This is a genomic window from Chryseobacterium sp. GW823-FHT05E08 (assembly GCF_058795655.1).
Window position 1 is genome coordinate 672,233 of the sequence record NZ_JBXAHY010000001.1, and the last position, 22,546, is coordinate 694,778.

Annotated in this window: 20 protein-coding genes; 14 read left to right on the forward strand and 6 right to left on the reverse strand. The window is 34.2% G+C overall.

From position 1 onward, the window contains the following. Nucleotides 1-154: 154 nt before the first annotated feature. Entirely contained in the window at nt 155-2,014 is a 1,860-nt protein-coding gene (locus AC1Q7L_RS03175) for an endonuclease (protein ID WP_492305462.1), read from the reverse strand. A 192-nt stretch (nt 2,015-2,206) separates the two neighbouring features. Here AC1Q7L_RS03175 and AC1Q7L_RS03180 point away from each other — a divergent pair, with 192 nt between their 5' ends. The 7 genes from AC1Q7L_RS03180 to AC1Q7L_RS03210 all read left to right on the forward strand — a co-directional run bounded on the left by AC1Q7L_RS03180 (nt 2,207) and on the right by AC1Q7L_RS03210 (nt 9,269). Continuing rightward, nucleotides 2,207-3,346, forward strand: coding sequence for an acyl-CoA dehydrogenase family protein (locus AC1Q7L_RS03180; protein ID WP_123984451.1), 1,140 nt, complete (start codon nt 2,207-2,209; stop codon nt 3,344-3,346). A gap of 21 nt (nt 3,347-3,367) precedes the next feature. Beyond that, entirely contained in the window at nt 3,368-3,865 is a 498-nt protein-coding gene (locus AC1Q7L_RS03185) for a DinB family protein (RefSeq protein ID WP_492305461.1), read from the forward strand. 203 nt (nt 3,866-4,068) lie between these two features. Continuing rightward, on the forward strand, nt 4,069-7,002 hold the full coding sequence (locus AC1Q7L_RS03190) for a reprolysin-like metallopeptidase (RefSeq protein WP_492305460.1): 2,934 nt from the start codon (nt 4,069-4,071) through the stop codon (nt 7,000-7,002). Between the two features lie 424 nt (nt 7,003-7,426). Then, nucleotides 7,427-7,894 (forward strand): pyrophosphohydrolase domain-containing protein, encoded by a 468-nt coding sequence (locus tag AC1Q7L_RS03195; RefSeq protein ID WP_492305459.1) that lies wholly within the window; start codon nt 7,427-7,429, stop codon nt 7,892-7,894. 1 nt (nt 7,895) lies between these two features. Further along, the gene (locus tag AC1Q7L_RS03200) at nt 7,896-8,462 is read left to right on the forward strand and encodes a TlpA family protein disulfide reductase (protein ID WP_410690475.1); all 567 of its coding nucleotides are present in this window, start codon (nt 7,896-7,898) and stop codon (nt 8,460-8,462) included. A gap of 3 nt (nt 8,463-8,465) precedes the next feature. Next, entirely contained in the window at nt 8,466-9,071 is a 606-nt protein-coding gene (locus AC1Q7L_RS03205) for a DUF4230 domain-containing protein (RefSeq protein WP_492305458.1), read from the forward strand. A gap of 12 nt (nt 9,072-9,083) precedes the next feature. After that, on the forward strand, nt 9,084-9,269 hold the full coding sequence (locus AC1Q7L_RS03210) for a hypothetical protein (protein WP_410690473.1): 186 nt from the start codon (nt 9,084-9,086) through the stop codon (nt 9,267-9,269). Nucleotides 9,270-9,338: 69 nt separating this feature from the next. Here AC1Q7L_RS03210 and leuB read toward each other — a convergent pair whose 3' ends face one another. The 4 genes from leuB to AC1Q7L_RS03230 all read right to left on the reverse strand — a co-directional run bounded on the left by leuB (nt 9,339) and on the right by AC1Q7L_RS03230 (nt 13,719). Further along, nucleotides 9,339-10,463 carry a 3-isopropylmalate dehydrogenase gene (leuB, locus tag AC1Q7L_RS03215; protein WP_492305457.1) on the reverse strand — a complete coding sequence of 375 codons (1,125 nt, stop codon included), beginning with the start codon at nt 10,461-10,463 and terminating at the stop codon, nt 9,339-9,341. After that, entirely contained in the window at nt 10,460-11,050 is a 591-nt protein-coding gene (leuD, locus tag AC1Q7L_RS03220; protein ID WP_492305456.1) for a 3-isopropylmalate dehydratase small subunit, read from the reverse strand. Before leuD ends, leuB begins: the two co-directional genes overlap by 4 nt. A gap of 89 nt (nt 11,051-11,139) precedes the next feature. Then, on the reverse strand, nt 11,140-12,525 hold the full coding sequence (gene leuC / locus AC1Q7L_RS03225; protein ID WP_492305455.1) for a 3-isopropylmalate dehydratase large subunit: 1,386 nt from the start codon (nt 12,523-12,525) through the stop codon (nt 11,140-11,142). A 30-nt stretch (nt 12,526-12,555) separates the two neighbouring features. Then, nucleotides 12,556-13,719 (reverse strand): 2-isopropylmalate synthase, encoded by a 1,164-nt coding sequence (locus tag AC1Q7L_RS03230; RefSeq protein ID WP_492305454.1) that lies wholly within the window; start codon nt 13,717-13,719, stop codon nt 12,556-12,558. A 147-nt stretch (nt 13,720-13,866) separates the two neighbouring features. Here AC1Q7L_RS03230 and AC1Q7L_RS03235 point away from each other — a divergent pair, with 147 nt between their 5' ends. Then, nucleotides 13,867-15,411: a hypothetical protein gene (locus tag AC1Q7L_RS03235; protein ID WP_492305453.1), complete on the forward strand. Its 1,545-nt coding sequence runs from the start codon at nt 13,867-13,869 to the stop codon at nt 15,409-15,411. A 38-nt stretch (nt 15,412-15,449) separates the two neighbouring features. On the opposite strand, the gene AC1Q7L_RS03240 is transcribed toward AC1Q7L_RS03235, so the two are convergent. Then, nucleotides 15,450-16,424 carry a dipeptidase gene (locus tag AC1Q7L_RS03240; protein WP_492305452.1) on the reverse strand — a complete coding sequence of 325 codons (975 nt, stop codon included), beginning with the start codon at nt 16,422-16,424 and terminating at the stop codon, nt 15,450-15,452. Between the two features lie 140 nt (nt 16,425-16,564). Between AC1Q7L_RS03240 and thrS the strand changes: the two genes are divergently transcribed. From thrS to AC1Q7L_RS03270, 6 genes are all read left to right on the forward strand, one after another. After that, nucleotides 16,565-18,484 carry a threonine--tRNA ligase gene (thrS, locus tag AC1Q7L_RS03245; RefSeq protein WP_492305451.1) on the forward strand — a complete coding sequence of 640 codons (1,920 nt, stop codon included), beginning with the start codon at nt 16,565-16,567 and terminating at the stop codon, nt 18,482-18,484. Between the two features lie 100 nt (nt 18,485-18,584). After that, nucleotides 18,585-19,085 carry a translation initiation factor IF-3 gene (gene infC / locus AC1Q7L_RS03250; protein ID WP_410690464.1) on the forward strand — a complete coding sequence of 167 codons (501 nt, stop codon included), beginning with the start codon at nt 18,585-18,587 and terminating at the stop codon, nt 19,083-19,085. 244 nt (nt 19,086-19,329) lie between these two features. Further along, the gene (rpmI, locus tag AC1Q7L_RS03255; RefSeq protein WP_072406970.1) at nt 19,330-19,527 is read left to right on the forward strand and encodes a 50S ribosomal protein L35; all 198 of its coding nucleotides are present in this window, start codon (nt 19,330-19,332) and stop codon (nt 19,525-19,527) included. Nucleotides 19,528-19,643: 116 nt separating this feature from the next. Continuing rightward, complete coding sequence (gene rplT, locus AC1Q7L_RS03260) at nt 19,644-19,988, forward strand: 50S ribosomal protein L20 (RefSeq protein ID WP_054508924.1); 345 nt, start codon at nt 19,644-19,646, stop codon at nt 19,986-19,988. Between the two features lie 103 nt (nt 19,989-20,091). Continuing rightward, the gene (locus AC1Q7L_RS03265; RefSeq protein ID WP_410690461.1) at nt 20,092-21,264 is read left to right on the forward strand and encodes a M28 family peptidase; all 1,173 of its coding nucleotides are present in this window, start codon (nt 20,092-20,094) and stop codon (nt 21,262-21,264) included. 103 nt (nt 21,265-21,367) lie between these two features. Further along, nucleotides 21,368-22,540: a M28 family peptidase gene (locus AC1Q7L_RS03270; RefSeq protein WP_492305450.1), complete on the forward strand. Its 1,173-nt coding sequence runs from the start codon at nt 21,368-21,370 to the stop codon at nt 22,538-22,540. Nucleotides 22,541-22,546 lie beyond the last annotated feature (6 nt).

Genomic DNA, 22,546 nt, shown 5'->3' on the forward strand with positions numbered 1-22,546 from the left:
TACTTATAAATAAAAGATATAAGCAGAAACACTTATAGATAATGATTATTAGTGAATCTGCTTATATCAATGATGTTGTAAAACAGTGTGTTTAAAGACTTATTTTGTCAAACCTTCAAGGTTTCAAAATCCTTGAAGGTTTAGTTTATCATAATTATTTTTTAATAAATTGATAAATTTTTCCGTCCAAATTCAAAAAATAAGAACCTGTCGAAAGATTTTGTACAGAAATATTCTTCTTATTTTTAAAAGGAGCTTTTTCAGAATAAATTAATTTTCCTGATAAGTCTAAAATCTGCGCAGTTTTGATTTTTTCTGTTTCATTTCCGCTCACAAAAATATTTTCCTGAGTTGGATTTGGATAGATTTTGAATTTTTTATTTTCAGTCAATAATCCAGAGGTAGACAATGTTCCTAAATTATCACAATAGTTACTTGCGTAAGAATCCCATTCGCTAAGATTGAAAGTATTTGTCGGCTGTGTAATATTAGATTTCCTATATAAAGAAATATTTCCCAATGAATTACTCTGTCCGCTAGTTCCAATTGCGTCGACAGTTGTTGTTTTGTAACGTAATTCTAAATATTGAGTTCCTGAAAACGTCATTTGTGGAGCTGCAGTGACAAATTTCGCCTGATTAATTACATAACATGAGAAATTAGCATCTGGATGAAGGATTACAAAGCTTTCATTGTTTTGAACTGTTCCCTCCAATTCATAAGGTGCTGGATAATAGAAATTACTACCACTCGGAAGTTGTATTGATAGTCTATAGTCACTTAAATTTACTGTGTGACCTGTTTTATTTGTTATTTCTAGCCCTTTATTATTAGATGTACCTTCTAAATATTTTGTAATTAATAAATCTTTAGAATAAATATCTGAGGCTAAAGTTGTAACAGGAACAATATTGCTGTCTGAAGAAAGTAAATATCCGTTATCATAAGCTTTAACCGTAAAACTATAGGCTGTAGACGGCGTCAAATGATCGATACTTATCGAAGTATTTTTTGTTGAAGCTACCAATGTACCGTTTTGATAGATTTTATAGCCGATAACATCAGTACTTGTGCTTGGCGACCAGCTTAAAGTCGTAAAATATGCACTTGTCTGAGTTGCCGTAAGATTTAACGGTGTTTGTGGAACAACCGCATCCGGAGTTTGAGACCAAATAGCGTTTACCCAAGCTGGATTGTCTATAAAAGGATTTCTATTTTTTTGTAAAGTATAAACGGAATTATTTCGATCAATTTCCTTTTGAGAAACAGGATCCTGAGCATTCCATTGAAGAAGCATTGCGATATATGCGTTATCAAAAGCTTTTTCTTCTGTTCCATCCAACGGATTTGTATCAGAAGCAGGATTTGTATTATTATTAAAGTTAAAAGTACCTAATTTCCCCTCATATCTCACCACAAAATACAGTAAACTTCTTGCTACATCACCTTTAAATTCATTAATAGGCTCATAAACACGCCCTGTATAAACTGAATTAGGAATCGCACTGTTTCCGATTTTCGAAGTGTTCGTGAAGGTATAAAAAGTCGTTGTACCAGCTATTCCATAAGGATAATTACTTCTTAACTGATTGATTCTTGCATCCGTAGGAACTACATAAAATAAGTCAGAATACATCGGATAATTACTATAAAATGTACTTTGAGGCATCATGTGCTCCCTATTCCACCCCAGTCCTTCTGCGCCTGCACTTCCGATAATATTTGCTGTTGTATATTCATAGGCATCCGGTCCTGTAGGAATTTCAGAATACATATCTAATAATATAGTTGTATTGCTGGCATCGTGGTCATAATATTTATCTAGATCGGTTTGATTATAGTAATTGGTAAGGTCGCCATAATTCCAATTCGTGTTTTTTGCCGATATAATATCGTGAAGTTTCGACTTTAAGGCATAGCCTGTAAGCCCCGCTGTTCCATCATAATATCCTGCAGGAGCCTGAGCAGAGATATAAGATGAAAATAAAATAATAGGAAGTAAAAGTTTTTTCATGCTTTAAAATTGGGTGGCTAAAATAGTAAATTAATCAACTCAAAGTTCTGAAATTTTTATTAAAAAATCATTAATTAACAAAATATAAAAAATTGATAATTAAAACTTTGTGAATGAAATACCGTGATGGTAATAATTTTTTTTCGTATACCAACAATTTAAGTATCTTTGGGCACTAACTATTTTATCTATATGAATACAGAAACAATTGACAACATTAAAATGATAGCTGAGACAGCAAGAGAATTTGCTGAAAAAAACATCAGACCGAATATAATGGAATGGGATGAAAGTCAAACTTTTCCAAAAGATTTATTTCACCAATTAGGAGAAATGGGTTTTATGGGAATTGTTATTCCTGAGCAGTATGGTGGTTCTGGTCTTGGTTACCATGAGTATGTTACGATTCTTGACGAGATTTCTCAGGTTGACCCATCAATTGGTCTTTCTGTAGCGGCACACAACTCTCTTTGTACAAACCATATTTATGAATTTGGAAATGAAGAACAAAGACACAAGTGGCTTCCTCAATTGGCTTCTGGTAAAGTAATCGGAGCTTGGGGGTTAACTGAGCACAACACAGGTTCAGATTCTGGAGGTATGTCTACAACGGCTGTAAAAGACGGTGATGACTGGATTATCAGTGGTGCTAAAAACTTTATTACTCACGCTATTTCTGGTGATATCGCTGTTGTAATGACAAGAACAGGAGAAATTGGTGCTAAAAATAACTCTACAGCTTTCGTTTTAGAAAAAGGAATGACTGGTTTTTCTTCTGGTAAAAAAGAAAACAAACTAGGAATGCGTGCTTCTGAAACTGCAGAATTAATTTTCGACAACGTTAGAGTTCCGGATTCTCACCGTTTGGGAGAAGTTGGTGAAGGTTTCAAACAAGCAATGAAAATTCTTGACGGAGGTAGAATTTCTATCGCTGCATTAAGTTTAGGTACTGCAAGAGGAGCTTATAAAGCTGCTTTAAAGTATGCTAAAGAAAGACATCAGTTCGGAAAATCTATTTCAGAATTTCAGGCGATCAACTTCATGTTGGCGGATATGGCTACAGAAATCGATGCTTCTGAATTATTGATCCAAAGAGCTTCAACATTGAAAAATGCTAAGCAAAAAATGACAAGAGAAGGAGCTATGGCAAAATTATACGCTTCTGAGGCTTGTGTAAGAATTGCAAATAATGCTGTTCAGATCTTCGGAGGTTACGGTTATACTAAAGACTTCCCTGCTGAGAAATATTACAGAGATTCTAAATTATGTACGATTGGTGAAGGAACTTCTGAGATTCAGAGATTGGTTATCGGTAGAGACATCACTAAATAAATTGATTAAAAAAACAAACAAATGATTAAAAAAGCCCTTCTGGGTGAATTTTTGCATGAAGCAGAAAACACCAGAAAAATTTTAAAAGCGATTCCGGATAGCGCTTTAGATTGGAAACCGTCTGAAAAAAACTGGACAACAGCTCAATTAGCTTCTCATATTGCAGAAGTTTATAATTGGTACGAGTCTACGTTCAATCAGGATGTTTTCGATATGGGAGCATATCAGTACGACAAAGGAGATATTTCTAAAGCAGAGAATATTGTAGCAAAATTTGAAGAAAATGTTGCCAATGCTCAAAAAGTAATAGAAAACTCTAATGAAGAAACTTATTTTAATGAATGGAAAATGGAAATGAACGGCAACGTACTTTTCCCTCCTACTCAGAAAATTCAGGTGATTCGCGGGTTTTTGTATAATCATTTGTATCATCATAGAGGTGAATTGGTAGTTTATTTAAGATCTACAGGAAATAAAGTTCCGGGATTGTACGGACCAACCGCCGACGATAAAATGTAAAAATTAGAATTATATTATCATAATTGAATAGCACACGCAAAATACGTGTGCTATTTTCTTTTTTTGAGATAATATGTTTTGAGTCACATTCAATGTATCGCATAATAATTTAAATGGATTATCATAAATTTTCTTAAAAAATTTCGTTTTTCATTATAAATTTTTCATTAGCTTTGATATCCCACAATCAAAATAATATTTATATGAAAAAACAGTTATCAATGATCGGAATGCTTCTCATCACGGGCATTTCTTTCGCACAGACAGATCGTCTTTGGTCTGAAGGCTCAAGAAAAGCTACTTCTGAGGTCTTCGAAAACAAGAATTTCGTTACTAATCCTAAGGTTTACAGCCTTGATATTAACGGGTTGAAAAACGTATTGGCCAAAGCTCCTAAAAGACTGGCTGTTGGCGAAAAATCCATGATCATTATTTCTTTCCCAAATTCAGAAGGGAAAATGGAGAATTTTAAAGTTAAAGAAAATTCAAACTTCGATCCTCAGTTAGCGGCAAAGTATCCTGATATCAAATCTTACGTTGGTGAAGGTCTTGATGATCCAAATTCTACAGTTTATTTCAGTATTTCTCAGCTAGGATTATCTTCCATGGAAATTTATGGTGATAAATCCGCAGTTTTCATTGAGCCATACACAAAAGATCTTTCTACTTATGTTGTTTACAAAAAATCAGACAAAAAAGATGATCTTAATAAATTTGAATGTACCGTAATTGATGTTGCTCAAAAAGGTGTTATGAATACCAATAATCTTGCAGCAAGACCCAATGCTGATGATGCTAAATTAAGAACATTCAGGCTGGCGCTTTCAAGCACAGGAGAATACACAGCTTATTTTGGAGGAACAAAAGCCAACGCTTTAGCAGCAATGAACAATACAATGACTCGTGTAAATGGAGTTTTTGAAAAAGATTTTGCTGCAAGAATGGTTCTTATCGCTAATAATGATGCGGTAATTTATACCAACGCTTCTACAGATCCATATTCTGCAGCTTCAGGAATGAGCAGTTGGAATTCTCAACTTCAATCAACCCTAACTTCTGTAATTGGTGAAGCAAATTACGATATCGGTCACTTATTCGGAGCTTCCGGAGGTGGAGGAAATGCAGGTTGCATCGGTTGTGTTTGTACAAACGGTTCAAAAGGAAGCGGTTACACTTCTCCGGCAGACGCAATCCCATCAGGAGATAATTTTGATATCGATTATGTAGCTCACGAAATGGGCCATCAATTCGGAGGAAATCACACATTCTCTCATACTAATGAAGGAACTGGTGTTAATGTAGAACCAGGTTCTGGATCAACAATCATGGGATATGCGGGAATTACTGCTCAGGATATTCAGCCACATTCAGATGCGTTTTTTCATGCAGTGAGCATTCAGCAGATCACTAATAATATTAAAGCTAAAACCTGTCCTGTAAGTACTTCAACAGGAAATTCAATTCCAACAGCTAACGCAGGTTTAGATTATACAATTCCAAAAGGAACTCCGTTTATGCTGACAGGAACAGGAACTGACGCCAACGGAGATTCATTAACATATGTTTGGGAGCAAATGGACAACGCTTCTTCTTCTCAAACAGGAGCTAGTTCTGCGGCAAGTGCTACGAAAGCAACAGGCCCAACTTTCAGATCTTGGACTCCACAGACTACTCCTGTGAGATATTTCCCAAGAATGGCCTCAGTTTTAACAGGAGCAACCACAACCGCAGGTTCAGAAATCACTGTTGAAGCTTTATCTAATGTTGCCAGAACGTTGAATTTCAGATTTACAGTTCGTGACAACAGAGCGGGAGGTTCAGGAAATAATTCTGATGATGCGATTGTTACAGTTAACGGAACGGCTGGACCATTCAGTGTAAGTTCTCAAAATTCCGCAACAACTTACACGGGAGGAACTTCTCAAACCGTAACCTGGAATGTTGCAGGAACTACCGCCAACGGAGTAAACGCTGCCAACGTAGATATTCTTTGGTCTACCAACTCAGGAACAACATGGACTACTCTATTGGCAGGAACTCCAAACGACGGAACTCAGGCTGTAGTTATTCCAAATGCTTCTACAACAACAGGAAGAATTATGGTAAAAGGTTCTAATCATATTTTCTTTGATGTAAATAATGCTAATATTACGGTAAATGCAGGCTCAGGAAGTGGTGATGTGATCGCTCCTACTGCTCCTACTTTAGCTGCTTCAGGAACAACTTCTACAAGTACAAATCTTTCTTGGTCTGGTGCAACAGATGCGGTAGGTGTTACAGGTTATGATGTGTATCAGGGAGCTTCATTAATAGGTTCTACGGCTTCAACTACTTACACTGCGACAAGTTTAACACCATCAACAACTTACAGCTTTACAGTTAAGGCAAAAGATGCAGCAGGAAACGTTTCGGTTGCAAGTAACTCTGTGAGCGTAACAACTCTTGCGGGAAGTGCAGTAAGTTACTGTTCAGCGACTTCAACAAATACAGCTGATGAGAGAATCGGAAATGTAAAATTCGGAACAATCAATAATACTTCTACAGGAACTGCTGGATATGAAAACTTCACAGCTGTTTCTACAAACGTAACAAGAGGAAGTGCTTATACTGTTTCAGTAACTCCGGTTTGGACATCAACGGTTTACAGCGAAGCTTACGCAGTTTACATCGATTACAACGGCGACGGTGACTTTACAGACAGCGGAGAATTAGCTTGGTCTAAAACAGGTTCTACAACAACTCCTGTAACAGGAAGCATCACAATTCCGGCAACAGCAACTGTAGGAAATACAAGAATGAGAGTAATGATGCAATATAATTCTGTTCCAACATCATCTTGTGGTTCATATACTTACGGACAAGTTGAAGATTATACACTAAATATTGTTTCTTCAGGAAAAGGCGATCTATTGGGTACTAAAGATTTAATGACAGACATTAAATTATATCCAAATCCTGTAAGAGATATTTTAAATGTTTCAAATACGACAACAGAAGATTACAAAATCTTCGATATGGGTGGAAAACTAATTAACTCAGGAAAACTTCAAAGAGGATCTGCGAATGTGAGCAATCTTACCAAAGGTGCTTATATGATCCAAATCGGTGAGATCTCAAAAAGATTCATCAAAAACTAAATAACCTTCATCACTTTAAATTTTGAGATAAAAGGCTGTCCATTTGGGCAGTCTTTTTTATGGGTAATGAGTAATAGGTAATAAGTAATTTTGATTATGAATTATGAATTATGAATTATGAATTATGAATTATGAATTATGAATTATGAATTATGAATTATGAATTATGAATTATGAATTATGAATTATGAATTATTTCTGTTAAGTTTCTATACTCCAATTGTCAACATCAATAGAAACGGGCTTTAGCCAAAACCTAATTTTCAATATTTTTTAACTCTTTTGGTCATACATAGAGCATCTTAATTTTAAACCTAAAAAATTAATTCTACATTCAATCAATGATAAAACGTGAAAAACTAATCTCTAATTTCTAGCTTCTAACTTCTAAAAATTTTATATTTGTCACAAATTTAAAAATTTCATGGAAAAAATTGACAGCCTGAACCAAGTAGCAGAATTCCACACAACTTTCAAAGCGCCTATTTTAGATACTCCACAGATTCCTTCTCCGGAAAGATGTAACCTTAGAGTTGAGCTTTTACAGGAAGAATTAAACGAATTAAAACAAGCGATTGCAGATAATGACATCGTGGAAATTGCAGATGCACTTTGTGATTTGCAATATGTTTTAAGTGGTGCCGTACTAGAATTCGGACTTGGCAACAAATTTGTAGAGCTATTCAACGAAGTTCAGCGTTCCAATATGTCTAAAGCTTGTGATAATGAAGAACAGGCACAGGAAACAGTTGAGTTTTATAAAGAAAAAGAAGTTGGATCTTTCTATGAAAAATCTGGAGAAAAATTCAATGTTTACAGACAGGCAGATCATAAAGTATTGAAAAACAAATACTACTCTCCTGCTGATTTAAAAACAATTATCGAAAAATAATATGAAAAAAATAATCACAAATGTTGTTACCATTTCATGCTTGGTTTTTGCAACTCAGCAGTTCAGCGCTCAAAAAGTAGTGGTGAACCGTGAAGTTGAAACGACTAAGGATGGAAAAATGCTTTTAGGAACTCAAACTAAAGATCAGTTTACAAAAGCACCTTACGCAGATTGGTATGTGAAAGAGCATGACGAATATGCAATTGACCAAAAAGCGATCAGTGAACTTAGAAAGGATAAAATAAATTCTTACAATATCACTGTTTTCATGGGAACTTGGTGCGAGGACAGTCACAGAGATTTTCCAAGATTGATGAAGATTTTGGAAGAAGTGAAATATCCCGAAGGAAAATTAACGATTATTGCCGTAAACCGTAAAAAAGAATCTCCTTCTGGTGAGGAAGGGCTTTATAATATTCAGAAAGTTCCTACGATTATTGTTCAAAAATATGGCAAGGAAATTGGAAGGATAATAGAAATGCCTACAACAGGTTATATTGAAAGAGATTTGGTTGAAATTTTAAAGAAAGACGACAAATCTGTAATAAAAGAAATATTTAAAAAATAGATATTGAGAAATAATAGAATCATATTACCATTTTTAGCAGGAGTTGCGATCATGTTGCTTCTCTTCTTTGGTCTTAAATCTTGTCTAAATCTTGCCGGAAAAACGGAAAAATCGGATTATTATATTCTGACAAATCAAATTTCTAAAATGAATAAAATGGTTGTGTTGGAGCAGGATGTTTCTTCGATGCAGAAAACAAAGATGGGTTACGAAGTGTTCGGAAGTGAAGTTTCGAGCAACAGCATTATTACTTATACAAAGACTAATGCTCAGGTTTCCTATGATTTAAACAAAATGAAAATGGAGGTTGATTCTATTAATAAAAAATTGATTATCACAGAATTACCCAATGCAGATATAAGAATCACTCCAAGTGTTGAAATACAGTCTCTTGACGACTCTTTTTTCAATAGAATTTCTGAGAAAGACATTAAAAATGTAACTCAAAAAGCAAAAGATGCTGCTTTGAAATCTATTGATCAAAATAAGCTAAGAAACGAAGGACGTCAACAATTAATGGAAAATCTTAATAATATTTTCGTTTTGGCAAAGGCTTTGAATTATACTATAGAAGACAAAACCGGTCAGCTAGGTATTTTAGGACTTTAAAAATTTAAAGCTATGAATTCAAAAGACGATAACAAAAAGAAAGAATCTACAAATTCTGCAGAATCAAAAAAGCAAAATCAGGATTTTCCTGATATTCCTGCTTCTTCGAAAAAAACAAATCCGCCTGATATTGATAAAGAAGACATTCAAAAAGCCTCTAAAAACAAAACAGGAAAAACGGATAATACAGATCAATAAAATTAAAAGTCTGCTTCGAAAGAGGCAGACTTTTGTTTTAAAAAAAAATAATATCAAACGTATAACGTACTACACGATGGTAGACTTTCCGATTTTAATATTCTCAAAATTATAATATGTTTTTTCAGAATATTTAATATAATCAACGATAAAATCTCCTACTTCACTCGTTGAATATGATTGTTTTGAATTAAGATCAGCAGTAACATATTTACTTTCAATTGTATACTCTACAGATTGTCTTAATTTATGAGCGGCATCCTCTAATTTTAAATGATCCAACATCATGGCAGAACTCAATATAGAGGCAATAGGATTTGCAATTCCTTTTCCTTTAGCCTGAGGATAAGAACCATGGATAGGCTCAAATAAAGCACTCGAATTTCCAATCGAAGCTGATGGCAACAAACCTATTGAACCTCCGATAACACTGGCTTCATCAGAAATAATATCTCCAAACATATTTTCCGTTAAAATAACATCAAACTGCTTTGGATCAAGAATCAACTGCATCGCTGCATTGTCTACAAACATAAAATCTAATGTAACATCAGGATATTCTTCCGCAATTTCTTTACATACTTTTCTCCATAATCTGGAAGTGTCCAACACATTCGCTTTATCGATAAGAGTTACTTTTTTCCTTCTTTTTTGCGCATCCTGAAAAGCCAAATGAGCAATCTGAGTAATATCTTCTCTGTTGTACCTGCAGACATCATAAGCATAAGCTCCATTTTCTTCAGTAAATTTTTCACCAAAATAGATTCCGCTTATCAATTCTCTATAGATCTGAATATCCGTTCCTTCAATAATTTCCTGTTTCAACGGACTTTTTGAAATAAGTGAAGAATATGTTTTCAAAGGCCTGATATTCGCAAAAAGACCTAGTTCTTTACGAAGTTTTAAAAGCCCTTGCTCCGGTCTTACTTTCGCATCAGGATTATTATCAAACGAAGGATCACCGATGGCTCCAAAAAGAACTGCATCAGAATCTTTGCAAAGTTTCAGAGTATCGTCCGGCAATGGATTTCCTGTTTTGAAAATAGCGTCAGCGCCAACGATTCCGTACTTGAAATCGAAATTATAATTGAATAAACTACCGATTGTATTCAATATTTTCACACTTTCATTGGTTACTTCCGGACCAATTCCATCTCCGGGAAGTACTGCTATTTTAAAATAATTTCTGCTCATATTATTTGTGTTTTTAGTTCAAATTCTTGTATCGCCTGTTTTTTGCTGATTAAAAAATCAATATCGTCATAGCCATTTAAAAGACATATTTTTTTATAAGAATCAATTTCAAAATTTTCTGTTTTGTTTTTAAAAGTGATCGTTTGTTTTTCTACATCTACGGCAATCTCACTTTCAGGATTTTCTGTGATCTCATTTAAAATTTCTTTTAAAAATTCTTCTGAAACTTTTATGGGAAGCAATCCGTTGTTGAGGGCATTTCCTTTAAAAATATCCGCAAAAAAACTGGATACAATAATTTTAAATCCAAAATCGGTTAATGCCCAGGCGGCATGTTCACGGCTGCTTCCGCAACCAAAATTATTACCTGCAACAAGGATTTCTCCACTGTATTTTGGATTATTTAAAACAAAATCAGGATTCGGCTCATTTGTATGAACATCATATCTCCAGTCTCTGAAAAGATTATTTCCAAAACCTTTTTTATCGATACTTTTTAAAAATCTCGCCGGAATGATCTGATCCGTATCTATATTTTCTGCCGGCATAGGCACGGCTCGCGATTGTAATCTAACTAGTTTTTGCATTTGTTTATCGTAAATAAAGATAAAAGCTGTCTTTGAGAATATGATGGATTTACATTTACAAAAACAGCATTCTCTCTCATCATTTGTTTCTAATTTAAATTTTCAAAAATTGAAATTCTTCCTTCAATGGCAACTTTTGCTGCGGTTAGCGGACTAGCCAAAATGGTTCTTGCTCCCTGCCCTTGTCTGCCTTCAAAGTTTCTGTTTGATGTTGAAACACAGTACTCACCTTCCGGAATTTTATCGTCATTCATAGCGAGACATGCAGAGCATCCGGGTTGTCTGATCTGAAATCCTGCCTCATTAAAAATTTTATCGAGTCCTTCTTCATAAATCTGCTTTACCACCTGTTGCGAGCCCGGAACAATTAAGGCCTGAACCTGATCTGATTTATTTTTTCCTTTAATATATTGAGCTGCAGAACGGAAATCTTCAATTCGGGCATTGGTGCAGCTTCCAATGAAAACGTAATGTACTTTAATATCAGAAAGTGGTTGACCAGATTTTAAACCCATATATTTCAGAGCTTTTACTTCTGATTCATTTTGAGGAACAGGAATTGTTTCATTAATTGAAATTCCCATCCCCGGATTGGTTCCGTACGTGATCATCGGATGAATTTCTGAAGCATCAAATGAATATTCTTTGTCAAAAACAGCCTGATCATCGGTTTTCAAAGTCTTCCAATATTCTACTTTTTCTTCCCATTCTTTGCCTTTCGGGGCAAAAGTTCTTCCTTTTACATATTCGAAAGTGGTTTCATCAGGAGCAATCATTCCGCCTCTTGCTCCCATTTCGATGCTCATATTGCAGATAGTCATTCTTCCTTCCATTGACATTTCTTCAAAAACATTTCCGGCATATTCACAGAAATAGCCTGTTCCGCTGTCTGTTCCAACTTTTGAAATGATATACAAAATCACGTCTTTAGGCTGAACATTTTTATTTAATTCACCGTTAACGGTAATTCTCATTGATTTCGGCTTATTCAATAATAAACACTGACTCGCAAAAACCTGTGCCACCTGACTGGTGCCAATTCCAAATGCAATCGCCCCAAAAGCACCGTGTGTTGAAGTATGGCTATCTCCACAAACAATACTCATTCCGGGTTGTGTAACTCCTAATTCGGGAGCAATAATGTGAACGATTCCCTGATATTCATGCCCTAAACCGTATAATTCAATATGATTTTTTTTGCAGTTTTCTGTGAGTTGTTCTACTTGATTTCTTGAAGATTCATCCCTGATCGGCTGATCCTGATCTAATGTCGGAACGTTGTGATCTGCAGTCGCAACAATCTGTTTTGGACGGAATACTTCCAGATTTCTGGCTTCCAATTCGGCAAAAGCCTGTGGGCTTGTTACCTCATGGATCAAGTGTTTATCAATGTATATAATTTGAGGGCCGTTTGGGATCGTTTCGACAATGTGAGCATCCCAAACTTTATCAAAAAGTGTTTTATAATTGTTCATTTAAAGGTCTATTAATGTAAAATGAAAGATCTATCCTATTTTTCTGGTAACTTTTTCGATAATTGCATTTAAATCATCGTTTTTAACTTCTTTTTTCATGTCGGCAATTTTTAAAAACTCCTCATACAAAAAGTCAAGCTCGTTTTTAGTAACATCAAAACCAATATGTTTAAATCTGTAAGCTAAAGCTGAACGTCCACTTCTGGCTGTTAAAATGATTGATGACGCATTTACACCCACTTCTGCAGGATCAATAATTTCGTAAGTTTCCCTATTTTTAATGACCCCATCCTGGTGGATTCCTGAGCTGTGGGCAAAAGCATTGCCTCCAACGATGGCTTTATTTGGCTGTACAGCCATTCCCATCAGATCAGAAACCAATTCACTCATTGAATTGAGCATTCTGGAGTTGATATCAGTATGTAATTTTAAATGTGAATGCTGTTTTAAAACCATTACCACTTCCTCCAATGCTGTATTTCCAGCTCTTTCACCTAAGCCATTAATGGTACATTCAATTTGTCTGGCACCATTGATCACTCCTGAAATAGAATTCGCAGTAGCCAATCCCAAATCATTGTGGCAGTGGCAGGAAAGTATGGCTTTATCAATTCCCTTTACATTTTCCTTTAAATATTTGATCTTGGCGCCATATTCTTCAGGAAGGCAATAACCCGTTGTATCAGGGATGTTAAGGACGGTTGCGCCTGCTTTAATTACTTCTTCGCAAACTTTTGCTAAATATTCGTTATCTGTTCTTCCTGCATCTTCCGCGTAAAATTCTACATCTTCTACAAAGGTTTTCGCATATTTTACAGCGTTCACGGCTCGTTCTATAATATCTTCCCTATTTGAGTTGAATTTATATTGAATATGGGAATCCGAAGTTCCTATTCCTGTATGAATTCTCGGTCTTTTGGCATATTTCAGCGCTTCTGCTGCAGTTTCAATATCTTTTTTGTTAGCTCTTGTCAATCCGCAGACTTTTGCGTTTTTTACTAATTTTGAAATCTCTGCAACAGAATGAAAATCTCCGGGACTTGAAATCGGGAAACCAGCTTCAATAACATCTACTCCTAGCTCGTCCAGTTTTTCGGCAATAACTAATTTTTGTTCTGTATTTAATTTACAGCCAGGGACTTGCTCTCCATCACGCAATGTGGTATCAAAAATTTCAATTTTTTCGGAATTCATAATGAAGTTTTTTACTTAATTTTGATTCAAAACTAAAGATTGAATTGTTCTTTGATTTTGATTTCATCAAAAAAATACAATATTCAAATGATGAAGTTTTAAACACAAAAAACTAATAATCAAATAATTATATCATTAAAATCTACAATGGCAGAATTACAGAAAGATTTTTTATTTGTACTTATTAAATCATTAACAACTTCCGAAAAACGACAATTTAAGCTCTATGTTAATCGCCTAGGAATTAATATCGATGCTAAATTTCTGTTACTTTTTTCAGAATTGGACAAAATGAATGAATATGATGAGAGCATTATTATAGGAAAAAAGATTTCGACGAAACAACAGCTTTCTAATCTTAAGGCTCATCTCTACAAACAGCTTTTAGTAAGTCTGCGCCTGAATCCAAGTCATCAAAATTTTAGAATTCAGCTTCGTGAGCAATTGGATTTTGCCAATATTCTTTATCAGAAAGGACTTTACAAACAGGCTTTAAAAATATTAGATAAAACCAAGCAGACCGCTCTGGAATTAGATGAAAAAAGTATCGCGTCAGAAATCATCGATCTTGAAAAAGTAATTGAATCACAGTTTATTACACGAAGTATTGCCGGAAGAGCTGAAGAATTGATCAGGCAATCTAATGCGGTAAGCAAGCAAAATCAATATACAACGCAGCTTTCTAATCTTTCATTGAAATTATACAGTGAAATGCTTACTCATGGCTACGTAAAAAATGATAAAGACCGAGAAGAAATCTTAGAAATATTTAATTCACAGATTAAAAATATAAAACCGTTTAAACTTAATTTTACCGAAAAGTTATGGTATTATAAGGCTCATGTATGGAAGAATCAATTACTGCAGAATTATAAATATACTTTAAAATATGCTTATCAGTGGGTTGAATTATTTCATCAAAACCCTGAAATGATCGCCAGCCATCCCGTTTGGTATATTAAAGGCAACACCTATCTGCTTAAAATCCTTTTTCTTTATGGTAATATTGATGTGTTGGAAAAGCAGTTTGAGCATTTTAACAAAATGGTTCAGTCACAAATTTTTGTACAAAACGAAAACCTGCAGTCCCTTATTTTTCTTACACATTACAATACCCTGATGAATATTCACTTTATAAAAGGTGAATTTTTCATGGGTACCAAGCTTATTCCGGAAATAGAGCTTAAAATGGATAAACTTCGCGATAAAATTGACGAGCACCATTTTATGATCCTCTATTTAAAAATGGCAGCTATGTTTTTTGGAAGCAAAAAATATGTAGAATCCATCTTGTATTCTATGAAGATCATCGAATCTAAAGGAAGTGTACAGGAGGATTTATTATTCCATACCAGAATTCTTATTTTAATGTCAAAATATGAATCGGGAAATGATGAAGATTATGACGAATTTATAAAAGCTACCTTGAAATTTGCGCTTAAAATGAAAAAACCGGAAGAGTTTCATTTTGAAAGCATTACATTTTTTAAAAATCTTAATGGATTATTTTTAAATAAAAGAAAAGAAGCCTTCAAGTCATTTAATAAAAAGCTGGATGAATTTTCTAAAAACGAATACTACAGAAGATCATTATTTTATATTGATATCCACGGTTGGGTGCAGTCTAAAGTTCAGCAGATAGACGTGATAGAAATTATAAAAAGAAGGGTGAAATATAAAAGGAAAAGTTAAAATGACGGTTTAAAAAAATATAAACCGCCACTTAAAAGTTATGCCCAAAGTTTTTCAATAAAACTCAAAGCATTTTTGTGACTAATCTTTTCCATTATTTCAGGTGAAAAATCCTCTGCTAATCTTTTGTTGATTGAATTATACATTGTTGAATTTTTAAACTCATCAAAGAAAAAAGGATAACGGGATTGATCGGGATGCTCATCGTCAAAGAAAAAGTCTGCTCCATACGCGATGCAATTTTCTGCACCTAAGTCCAAACCGTATTGAATATGCTCGTAAAATCTTTCAGGCTGGTGATGATCAATATAATCTTTGATAAAATTAAGTCCAATTAAACCTTCTCTTTTAATTAATTCTTTAACCAATTCATCTGGAAGATTTCTGTTATTTTTGTATACATTTCTATAGTTGGAATGACTTGCAAGAATGGATATTTTATAATTTTTCTGATCAACATAATTAAGAATATCATACGCTAATTGATCGCTTGTATGAGCCAAATCAATCGCGATTTTCTTATCTGCTATATAATCGATTAAAATTTTTCCGTCATCTTTCAAACCTACTTCAGAATTATTTCCACCACCGAAACGATTTTCAGAATGATGGGTAAGTCCGATATATAATACTTTTTGAGTATTTTGAATGATAGTTTCAAGGTTTTTAAATCCAATATCCAAATCAGTATCTTCTTCACAAAATGAGGAACCATTTTCAATAGAAGCAAGAACTCCTACTCTATTTTTATTTTCAATATTGCTGTAATTTTTAGTGTCAAAAAGAAAAAAATCTTCGCTTTTTAATAGATCTGCGAAAATTTCACTTTGTTTGATCCCTTCTGCTATACTATTTTTTCCCGTTGCTGTATAAATAGCCATTACCTGAAGCTTTACATGGCCTTCTTTTAAATAAGGTAGTGAGCATTTCACTTGTTTATCATCAGTTTTCGAATCTGGTCTTAATAAATAGTATAATAAGTCGCAGTGTAAGTCGATATTTAAGTCATTCATAATGAGAGTGTAAATTATTTATAGAAAATTAAAAAAGTTTTTCTTTACCTTTAGCATTAAATATTGCTTCAAATATACGTTAATATCGCTTTTTAAATAAAAAATGCGTATTTTTGCAACTTAAAATTTCTTAGTAAACAATGATAAAAATTACACTTCCAGACAATAGTGTCAAAGAATTTGAAGGAGCAGTTACTCCTTTAGATGTGGCAAAATCTATAAGCGAGGGATTGGCTAGAAACACCATTTCCGCAATTGTTAATAACAAACAAGTAGAGATCACCACACCTATAACCACGGATTCTACGGTACAGTTGTTAACCTGGAATGACGATCTTGGAAAGAAAGCTTTCTGGCATTCTTCTGCCCATCTTTTGGCGCAGGCTATCATGGAATTTTATCCAAATGCTAAGTTAACAATCGGTCCAGCGATCGAAAGTGGATTCTATTATGATGTAGATTTCGGAGACGAAGTTTTATCTGAAAAAGATTTTGAGAAGATTGAAAAGAAAGTATTGGAAAATGCTAAAAAAGCTTCAACATTCTCATTATACCCTGTATCTAAAGAAGAAGCATTAAAAACATATGCAGATAATCCTTACAAAGTTGAGTTGATCTCTAATCTTAATGATGGAGAAATCACTTTTGTAACACACGATAACTTCACAGATTTATGTCGTGGAGGACACATTCCTAACACAGGGATTGTGAAAGCAATGAAGATCTTAAATGCTGCAGGAGCTTATTGGAGAGGAAGTGAAAAAAATCCTCAATTAACAAGAGTTTACGGTATTTCTTTCCCTAAACAGAAAGAATTGACTGAATATCTTGAAAGATTAGAAGAAGCTAAAAGAAGAGATCATAGAAAATTAGGTAAAGAACTTGGAATTTTTGCTTTCTCTGAAAAAGTAGGTGCCGGTTTACCACTTTGGTTGCCAAAAGGAACTGCTTTGAGAAGAAAACTGGAAAATTTCCTTTCTGTTGCTCAGAAAAAAGGAGGTTATGAATTCGTAATGTCTCCACATATCGGTTCAAAAGAACTGTATGTAACTTCTGGTCACTGGGATAAATATGGTGCAGACAGCTTTCAGCCGATCAAAACTCCAAATGAAGGAGAAGAATTCATGCTGAAGCCAATGAACTGCCCTCACCACTGTGAAATTTACAAAACTTCACAATGGAGCTACAGAGATTTACCTAAAAGATATGCAGAATTCGGAACTGTTTATAGATACGAGCAAAGTGGAGAGCTTCACGGATTAACTAGAGTTCGTGGATTTACTCAGGATGATGCTCACCTTTTCTGTACTCCGGATCAGCTTTCGGAAGAATTTGAAAAGGTAATTGATTTAACGCTTTATGTGTTTAAATCTTTAGGATTTGAAGATTTTGTAACTCAGGTTTCTTTAAGAGATCCGGATAACAAAGAAAAATATATCGGTTCTGATGAAAATTGGGAAAAAGCCGAAAGTGCAATCATTAACGCTGCTCAAAAGAAAGGTTTGAAAACCGTTGTTGAATATGGTGAAGCTGCATTCTACGGTCCTAAATTAGACTTCATGGTGAAGGATGCTTTAGGAAGAAAATGGCAGTTAGGAACTATTCAGGTAGATTATAATTTACCGGAAAGATTTGATCTTCATTATATTGGAAGCGATAATGAAAAACACAGACCGGTAATGATCCACAGAGCACCATTTGGTTCTATGGAACGTTTTATCGCGATTTTATTAGAAAATACTGCCGGAGATTTCCCATTATGGTTAAGTCCTGATCAGTTTATAATTCTACCAATCAGTGAAAAATATGCAGATTATGCGAAAAAAGTTTCACAATTTTTAGAAAATCACGATATTAGCGGTCAGATTGATAACAGAAATGAGAAAGCGGGTAAAAAAATCCGTGATGCAGAATTAAACAAGATCCCATTCATGCTGGTTATAGGCGAAAATGAGGAAAGAGATGGCACGATTTCTGTGAGAAGACGTGGAGAAGGAGATCTTGGAGTGATGAAAATGGAAGATTTCGTCAATTATTTTAAAAAAGAAGCGGCAATATAATTATTGCCAAATAGAAAGTTAACCAATAAAATTTAATACAATAGCACAAAGATTTAACAACAGGGGCCCACAAAGACGTCCTGTACAGGAGGACTTACACTTGATCAACGATAAAATTCGTGTGAGAGAGCTTCGTTTAGTGGGCGATAACGTAGAGCCGGGAATTTATCCAATCGACAAAGCAAGACAGCTTGCTTCGGATCAAGAATTGGATCTTGTAGTGATTTCCGATAAGGCAGAACCGTTTATTGCAAGAATATTAGAATACAAAAAATTCTTATATGAGCAAAAGAAAAAACAAAAAGAACTTAAAGCTAAGCAAGTAAAAGTGGTAGTAAAGGAGATCCGTTTCGGACCTCAGACTGATGACCATGATTATGAGTTTAAAAGAAAACATGCTGAAAAGTTCTTGGAAGAAGGTTCAAAATTGAAAACCTACGTATTTTTTAAAGGACGTTCGATTATCTTTAAAGATCAGGGTGAAATCTTACTTCTAAAACTTGCTCAGGAATTAGAGCACGTTGGAAAAGTAGATCAGCTACCTAAACTTGAAGGAAAGAGAATGATTATGATGATGAGTCCTAAAAAACCAGCAAAATAATTTTAATAGATTAAAAATCTATTCTTTAAAATATAAACCTCAAAGCAATTTGAGGTTTTTTATTTTTATTAGTGTTTGAACTAAAATTAATCAAGAAACTTTAAACAATAAACTTCCCTTTTATAGCTTTAAAAATTCCTTTCACATCTCACATATTTTTCGTAATTTTGCAAACTATTATTCCTAGATGTCTTTAGGGATAATCAATACAGATATTGATAACAAAACAATAAAAAGCAAAAAAATGCCAAAATTAAAAACGAAATCAGGTGCTAAGAAGCGTTTTAAACTTACCGGAACTGGTAAGATTAAAAGAAAAAATGCTTTCAAAAGCCACATCTTGACAAAGAAAGAAACTAAGCAAAAGAGAAATCTTACGCAAACTTCTTATGTTGCAAAAGTGGACGAAAAAAGTGTTAAGCGTCAATTAGCAATTCAGTAGTTTTTATAATCCTTATTCGGTTTATAAGAATAACAATTCAATATTTTAACCCTGGAATGGTGCAAATAAGTGTAATGAAACAGTTTACCGCCCTTTTCAAAAAAACAATTTAAATTATGCCTAGATCAGTAAATGCCGTAGCTTCAAGAGCTCGCAGAAAGAAAATTATTAAGCAAGCTAAAGGTTTTTTCGGTAGAAGAAAGAACGTTTGGACTGTAGCTAAAAATGCCGTGGAAAAAGCAATGCAATATGCTTACCGTGGTAGAAAAGAGAAAAAGAGAAATTTCAGATCACTTTGGATCATGCGTATCAATGCAGGAGCTAGAGAGCACGGAATGTCTTACTCTCAGTTTATGGGAGCTCTTAAAAAGAACAACATCGAGCTTAACAGAAAAGTTTTAGCTGACTTAGCTATGAACTATCCTGAAGCTTTCAAAGCTGTTGTAGATCAAGTAAAATAATGTAAAATTTTTTGTTATCAATATAAATCCCGAGTTTTTTGCTCGGGATTTTTTAATTATCTACATTTGCTAAATTATTAAATATTTAAAACTTTATTTAAAAGTGAAAAAATTATCTACTCTTCTACTCCTTTCGTTAGCAACTTGTGGTTTGCAGGCTCAAAGTTTTATTCAGGCTTATCAAAACAGAGCGAACTTGGTTACTCAAACGAATATTACGACAAACTTACAGGAGTTTGGAAATTTTGGTGTAAAGACTACAGGTTCTGTAGCCAATACCAATGCGCTTAACTGGATCAAGAATAAGTATCTGTCTTACGGTTATACGGTTAGCCAGATGGAAGAAGATCCTTTTACAGTAGGAAGTTTAAGTTCTAAAAATCTTATCATAACAAAAACAGGAACGGTTTATCCTAATACATATGTGATTATTTGTGGTCACTATGATACCATCACAGGTCCCGGAGTAAGTGATAACGGAAGCGGAACTTCTATTATTTTGGAAGCGGCTAGAATTTTAAAAGATGTTCCTACGGAATATTCTGTAAAATTCATCCATTTTTCTGGAGAAGAACAGGGACTTTATGGAAGTGATCATTACGCAAATAATGTAGTTTTCAAAAATGGAGTTCGTGATTTAGACGTAAGATTAGTTTTCAATATCGATCAGGTTGGAGGTAAATTATCGAGCCCGAGCAATTCAATAAAATGTGAGAGCGATCAGGCTGGTCAGTCTGGAAATAATGCGGCATCATTGTCTTTTACACAGCAATTAGCAGCTTGTACTACTCTATATTCGCCATTACAAACGGTGATGTCTAATGCCTATTCATCAGATTATATGCCTTTTGAAGAAAATGGAGATATCATTACCGGATTCTACGAAACACCACAGAGTCACAATGAACATACGGTAAATGATACTTTTGCCAACGTAGATCCTACTTATGTTTTTAAAGTTGGAAAGGCTGCTGTTGGTGCGCTTCAACATTTTGCGGTTGCTTCAACTACAATTTTAGGTGTAAACGAGACTTCATCTCAAGGTTTAGAGTCTGTAAAAGTATATCCAAATCCGGCAAAAGATGTTTTAAATGTTGAACTACCAAAAAAGGTGAAAGATTTTAGCCTTGAAATTACAGATGTAAGCGGTCGTACGTTATTTTCAGTACAAAATCAAACAAAAATAAATGTTTCAAGTTTAGTAAATGGAACTTATTTATGTACGGTGAAGACAGATAATGAGAGCGTTACAAGAAAAGTAATCATTGAAAAGTAATTACATTACAATAATATAATTAATTGATCCTGAGTTTTTTGCTCGGGATTTTTTAATTATCTACATTTGCTGAATTATTAAATATTTAAAACTTTATATAAAAGTGAAAAAATTATCTACTTTTCTACTCTTTTCGTTAGCAACTTACGGTTTACAGGCTCAAAGTTTTATTCAGGCTTATCAGGATCGTGCCAATATGGTTACGCAGACTAATATTACGACCAATTTACAGGATTTTTCAAATTTGGGCGTTAAAACTACTGGTTCTGTAGCGAATGCAAATGCCTTAAATTGGCTAAAAAACAAGTATGCCTCTTTTGGATATTCTGCCAGTCAAGTTGTAGAAGATCCGTTTACTTTTAGTGGAACAAGTTCAAAAAATTTAGTAATAACTAAAACCGGAACAGTTTATCCTAATAAATATGTAATTATCTGTGGACATTTCGACAGTATTGTTGGTCCCGGAGTCAACGACAATGGAAGCGGAACATCAATTATTTTGGAAGCTGCAAGAATTTTAAAGGATGTTCCAACAGAATATTCCATTAAATTTATTCACTTTTCCGGTGAAGAACAAGGATTGAGAGGAAGTCAGCACTATGCAAATACGGTGGCTTATCAAGGAAGTACCCGTGTTTTAGATATAAAATTAGTCTTTAACCTGGATCAGGTTGGCGGGAAAATGGGAAATAACAATAATACCATTTACTGCGACGAAGACATGGGCGGAAATGCAAATAATACAGCTGCTGGCGTTGCTGCAACTCAGGAATTGGTAACGCTTACAGGTCTTTATTCTCCTCTTTTAACTGATATTGACGAAGCAGAAGATACAGATTATATTCCTTTTGAAACTAAAGGTGAAGTAATTACAGGCTATTTTGAAAAAATAAGAAGCAATTATCCGCACACGGCAAATGATACTTTTGCGAATACAGATCCTGTTTATATTTACAATGTTGGAAAAGCAACGGTTGGTGCACTTCAACATTTTGCAGTGGCAGCTACAACGATTTTAGGAACTAGAGATGTTCCGGCAAATAAGTTAGAATCTGTAAAGATTTATCCAAATCCTGCAAAAGATGCTCTTCATATTGAAGTACCCAGCAAAGTGAAAGATTTCAGTTTTGAGATCACAGATTTGATTGGCCATACTTTGATAAAAGAAGGAAATAAGACTCAGATTAATACTTCTAGCCTAGCTAATGGAGCTTATATTGGAGTGTTTAAAGCTGATGGGCAGACGGTTGTTAGAAAGGTTTTGATTGAAAGATAAAAATGA

Excerpts from the sequence above, each read along its gene's own strand:
- AC1Q7L_RS03175 (WP_492305462.1), bottom strand. The coding sequence starts at position 2,014 with ATGAAAAAACTTTTACTTCCTATTATTTTATTTTCATCTTATATCTCT.
- AC1Q7L_RS03180 (WP_123984451.1), top strand. The coding sequence starts at position 2,207 with ATGAATACAGAAACAATTGACAACATTAAAATGATAGCTGAGACAGCA.
- AC1Q7L_RS03185 (WP_492305461.1), top strand. The coding sequence starts at position 3,368 with ATGATTAAAAAAGCCCTTCTGGGTGAATTTTTGCATGAAGCAGAAAAC.
- AC1Q7L_RS03190 (WP_492305460.1), top strand. The coding sequence starts at position 4,069 with ATGAAAAAACAGTTATCAATGATCGGAATGCTTCTCATCACGGGCATT.
- AC1Q7L_RS03195 (WP_492305459.1), top strand. The coding sequence starts at position 7,427 with ATGGAAAAAATTGACAGCCTGAACCAAGTAGCAGAATTCCACACAACT.
- AC1Q7L_RS03200 (WP_410690475.1), top strand. The coding sequence starts at position 7,896 with ATGAAAAAAATAATCACAAATGTTGTTACCATTTCATGCTTGGTTTTT.
- AC1Q7L_RS03210 (WP_410690473.1), top strand. The coding sequence starts at position 9,084 with ATGAATTCAAAAGACGATAACAAAAAGAAAGAATCTACAAATTCTGCA.
- leuB (WP_492305457.1), bottom strand. The coding sequence starts at position 10,463 with ATGAGCAGAAATTATTTTAAAATAGCAGTACTTCCCGGAGATGGAATT.
- leuD (WP_492305456.1), bottom strand. The coding sequence starts at position 11,050 with ATGCAAAAACTAGTTAGATTACAATCGCGAGCCGTGCCTATGCCGGCA.
- leuC (WP_492305455.1), bottom strand. The coding sequence starts at position 12,525 with ATGAACAATTATAAAACACTTTTTGATAAAGTTTGGGATGCTCACATT.
- AC1Q7L_RS03230 (WP_492305454.1), bottom strand. The coding sequence starts at position 13,719 with ATGAATTCCGAAAAAATTGAAATTTTTGATACCACATTGCGTGATGGA.
- AC1Q7L_RS03235 (WP_492305453.1), top strand. The coding sequence starts at position 13,867 with ATGGCAGAATTACAGAAAGATTTTTTATTTGTACTTATTAAATCATTA.
- AC1Q7L_RS03240 (WP_492305452.1), bottom strand. The coding sequence starts at position 16,424 with ATGAATGACTTAAATATCGACTTACACTGCGACTTATTATACTATTTA.
- thrS (WP_492305451.1), top strand. The coding sequence starts at position 16,565 with ATGATAAAAATTACACTTCCAGACAATAGTGTCAAAGAATTTGAAGGA.
- rpmI (WP_072406970.1), top strand. The coding sequence starts at position 19,330 with ATGCCAAAATTAAAAACGAAATCAGGTGCTAAGAAGCGTTTTAAACTT.
- rplT (WP_054508924.1), top strand. The coding sequence starts at position 19,644 with ATGCCTAGATCAGTAAATGCCGTAGCTTCAAGAGCTCGCAGAAAGAAA.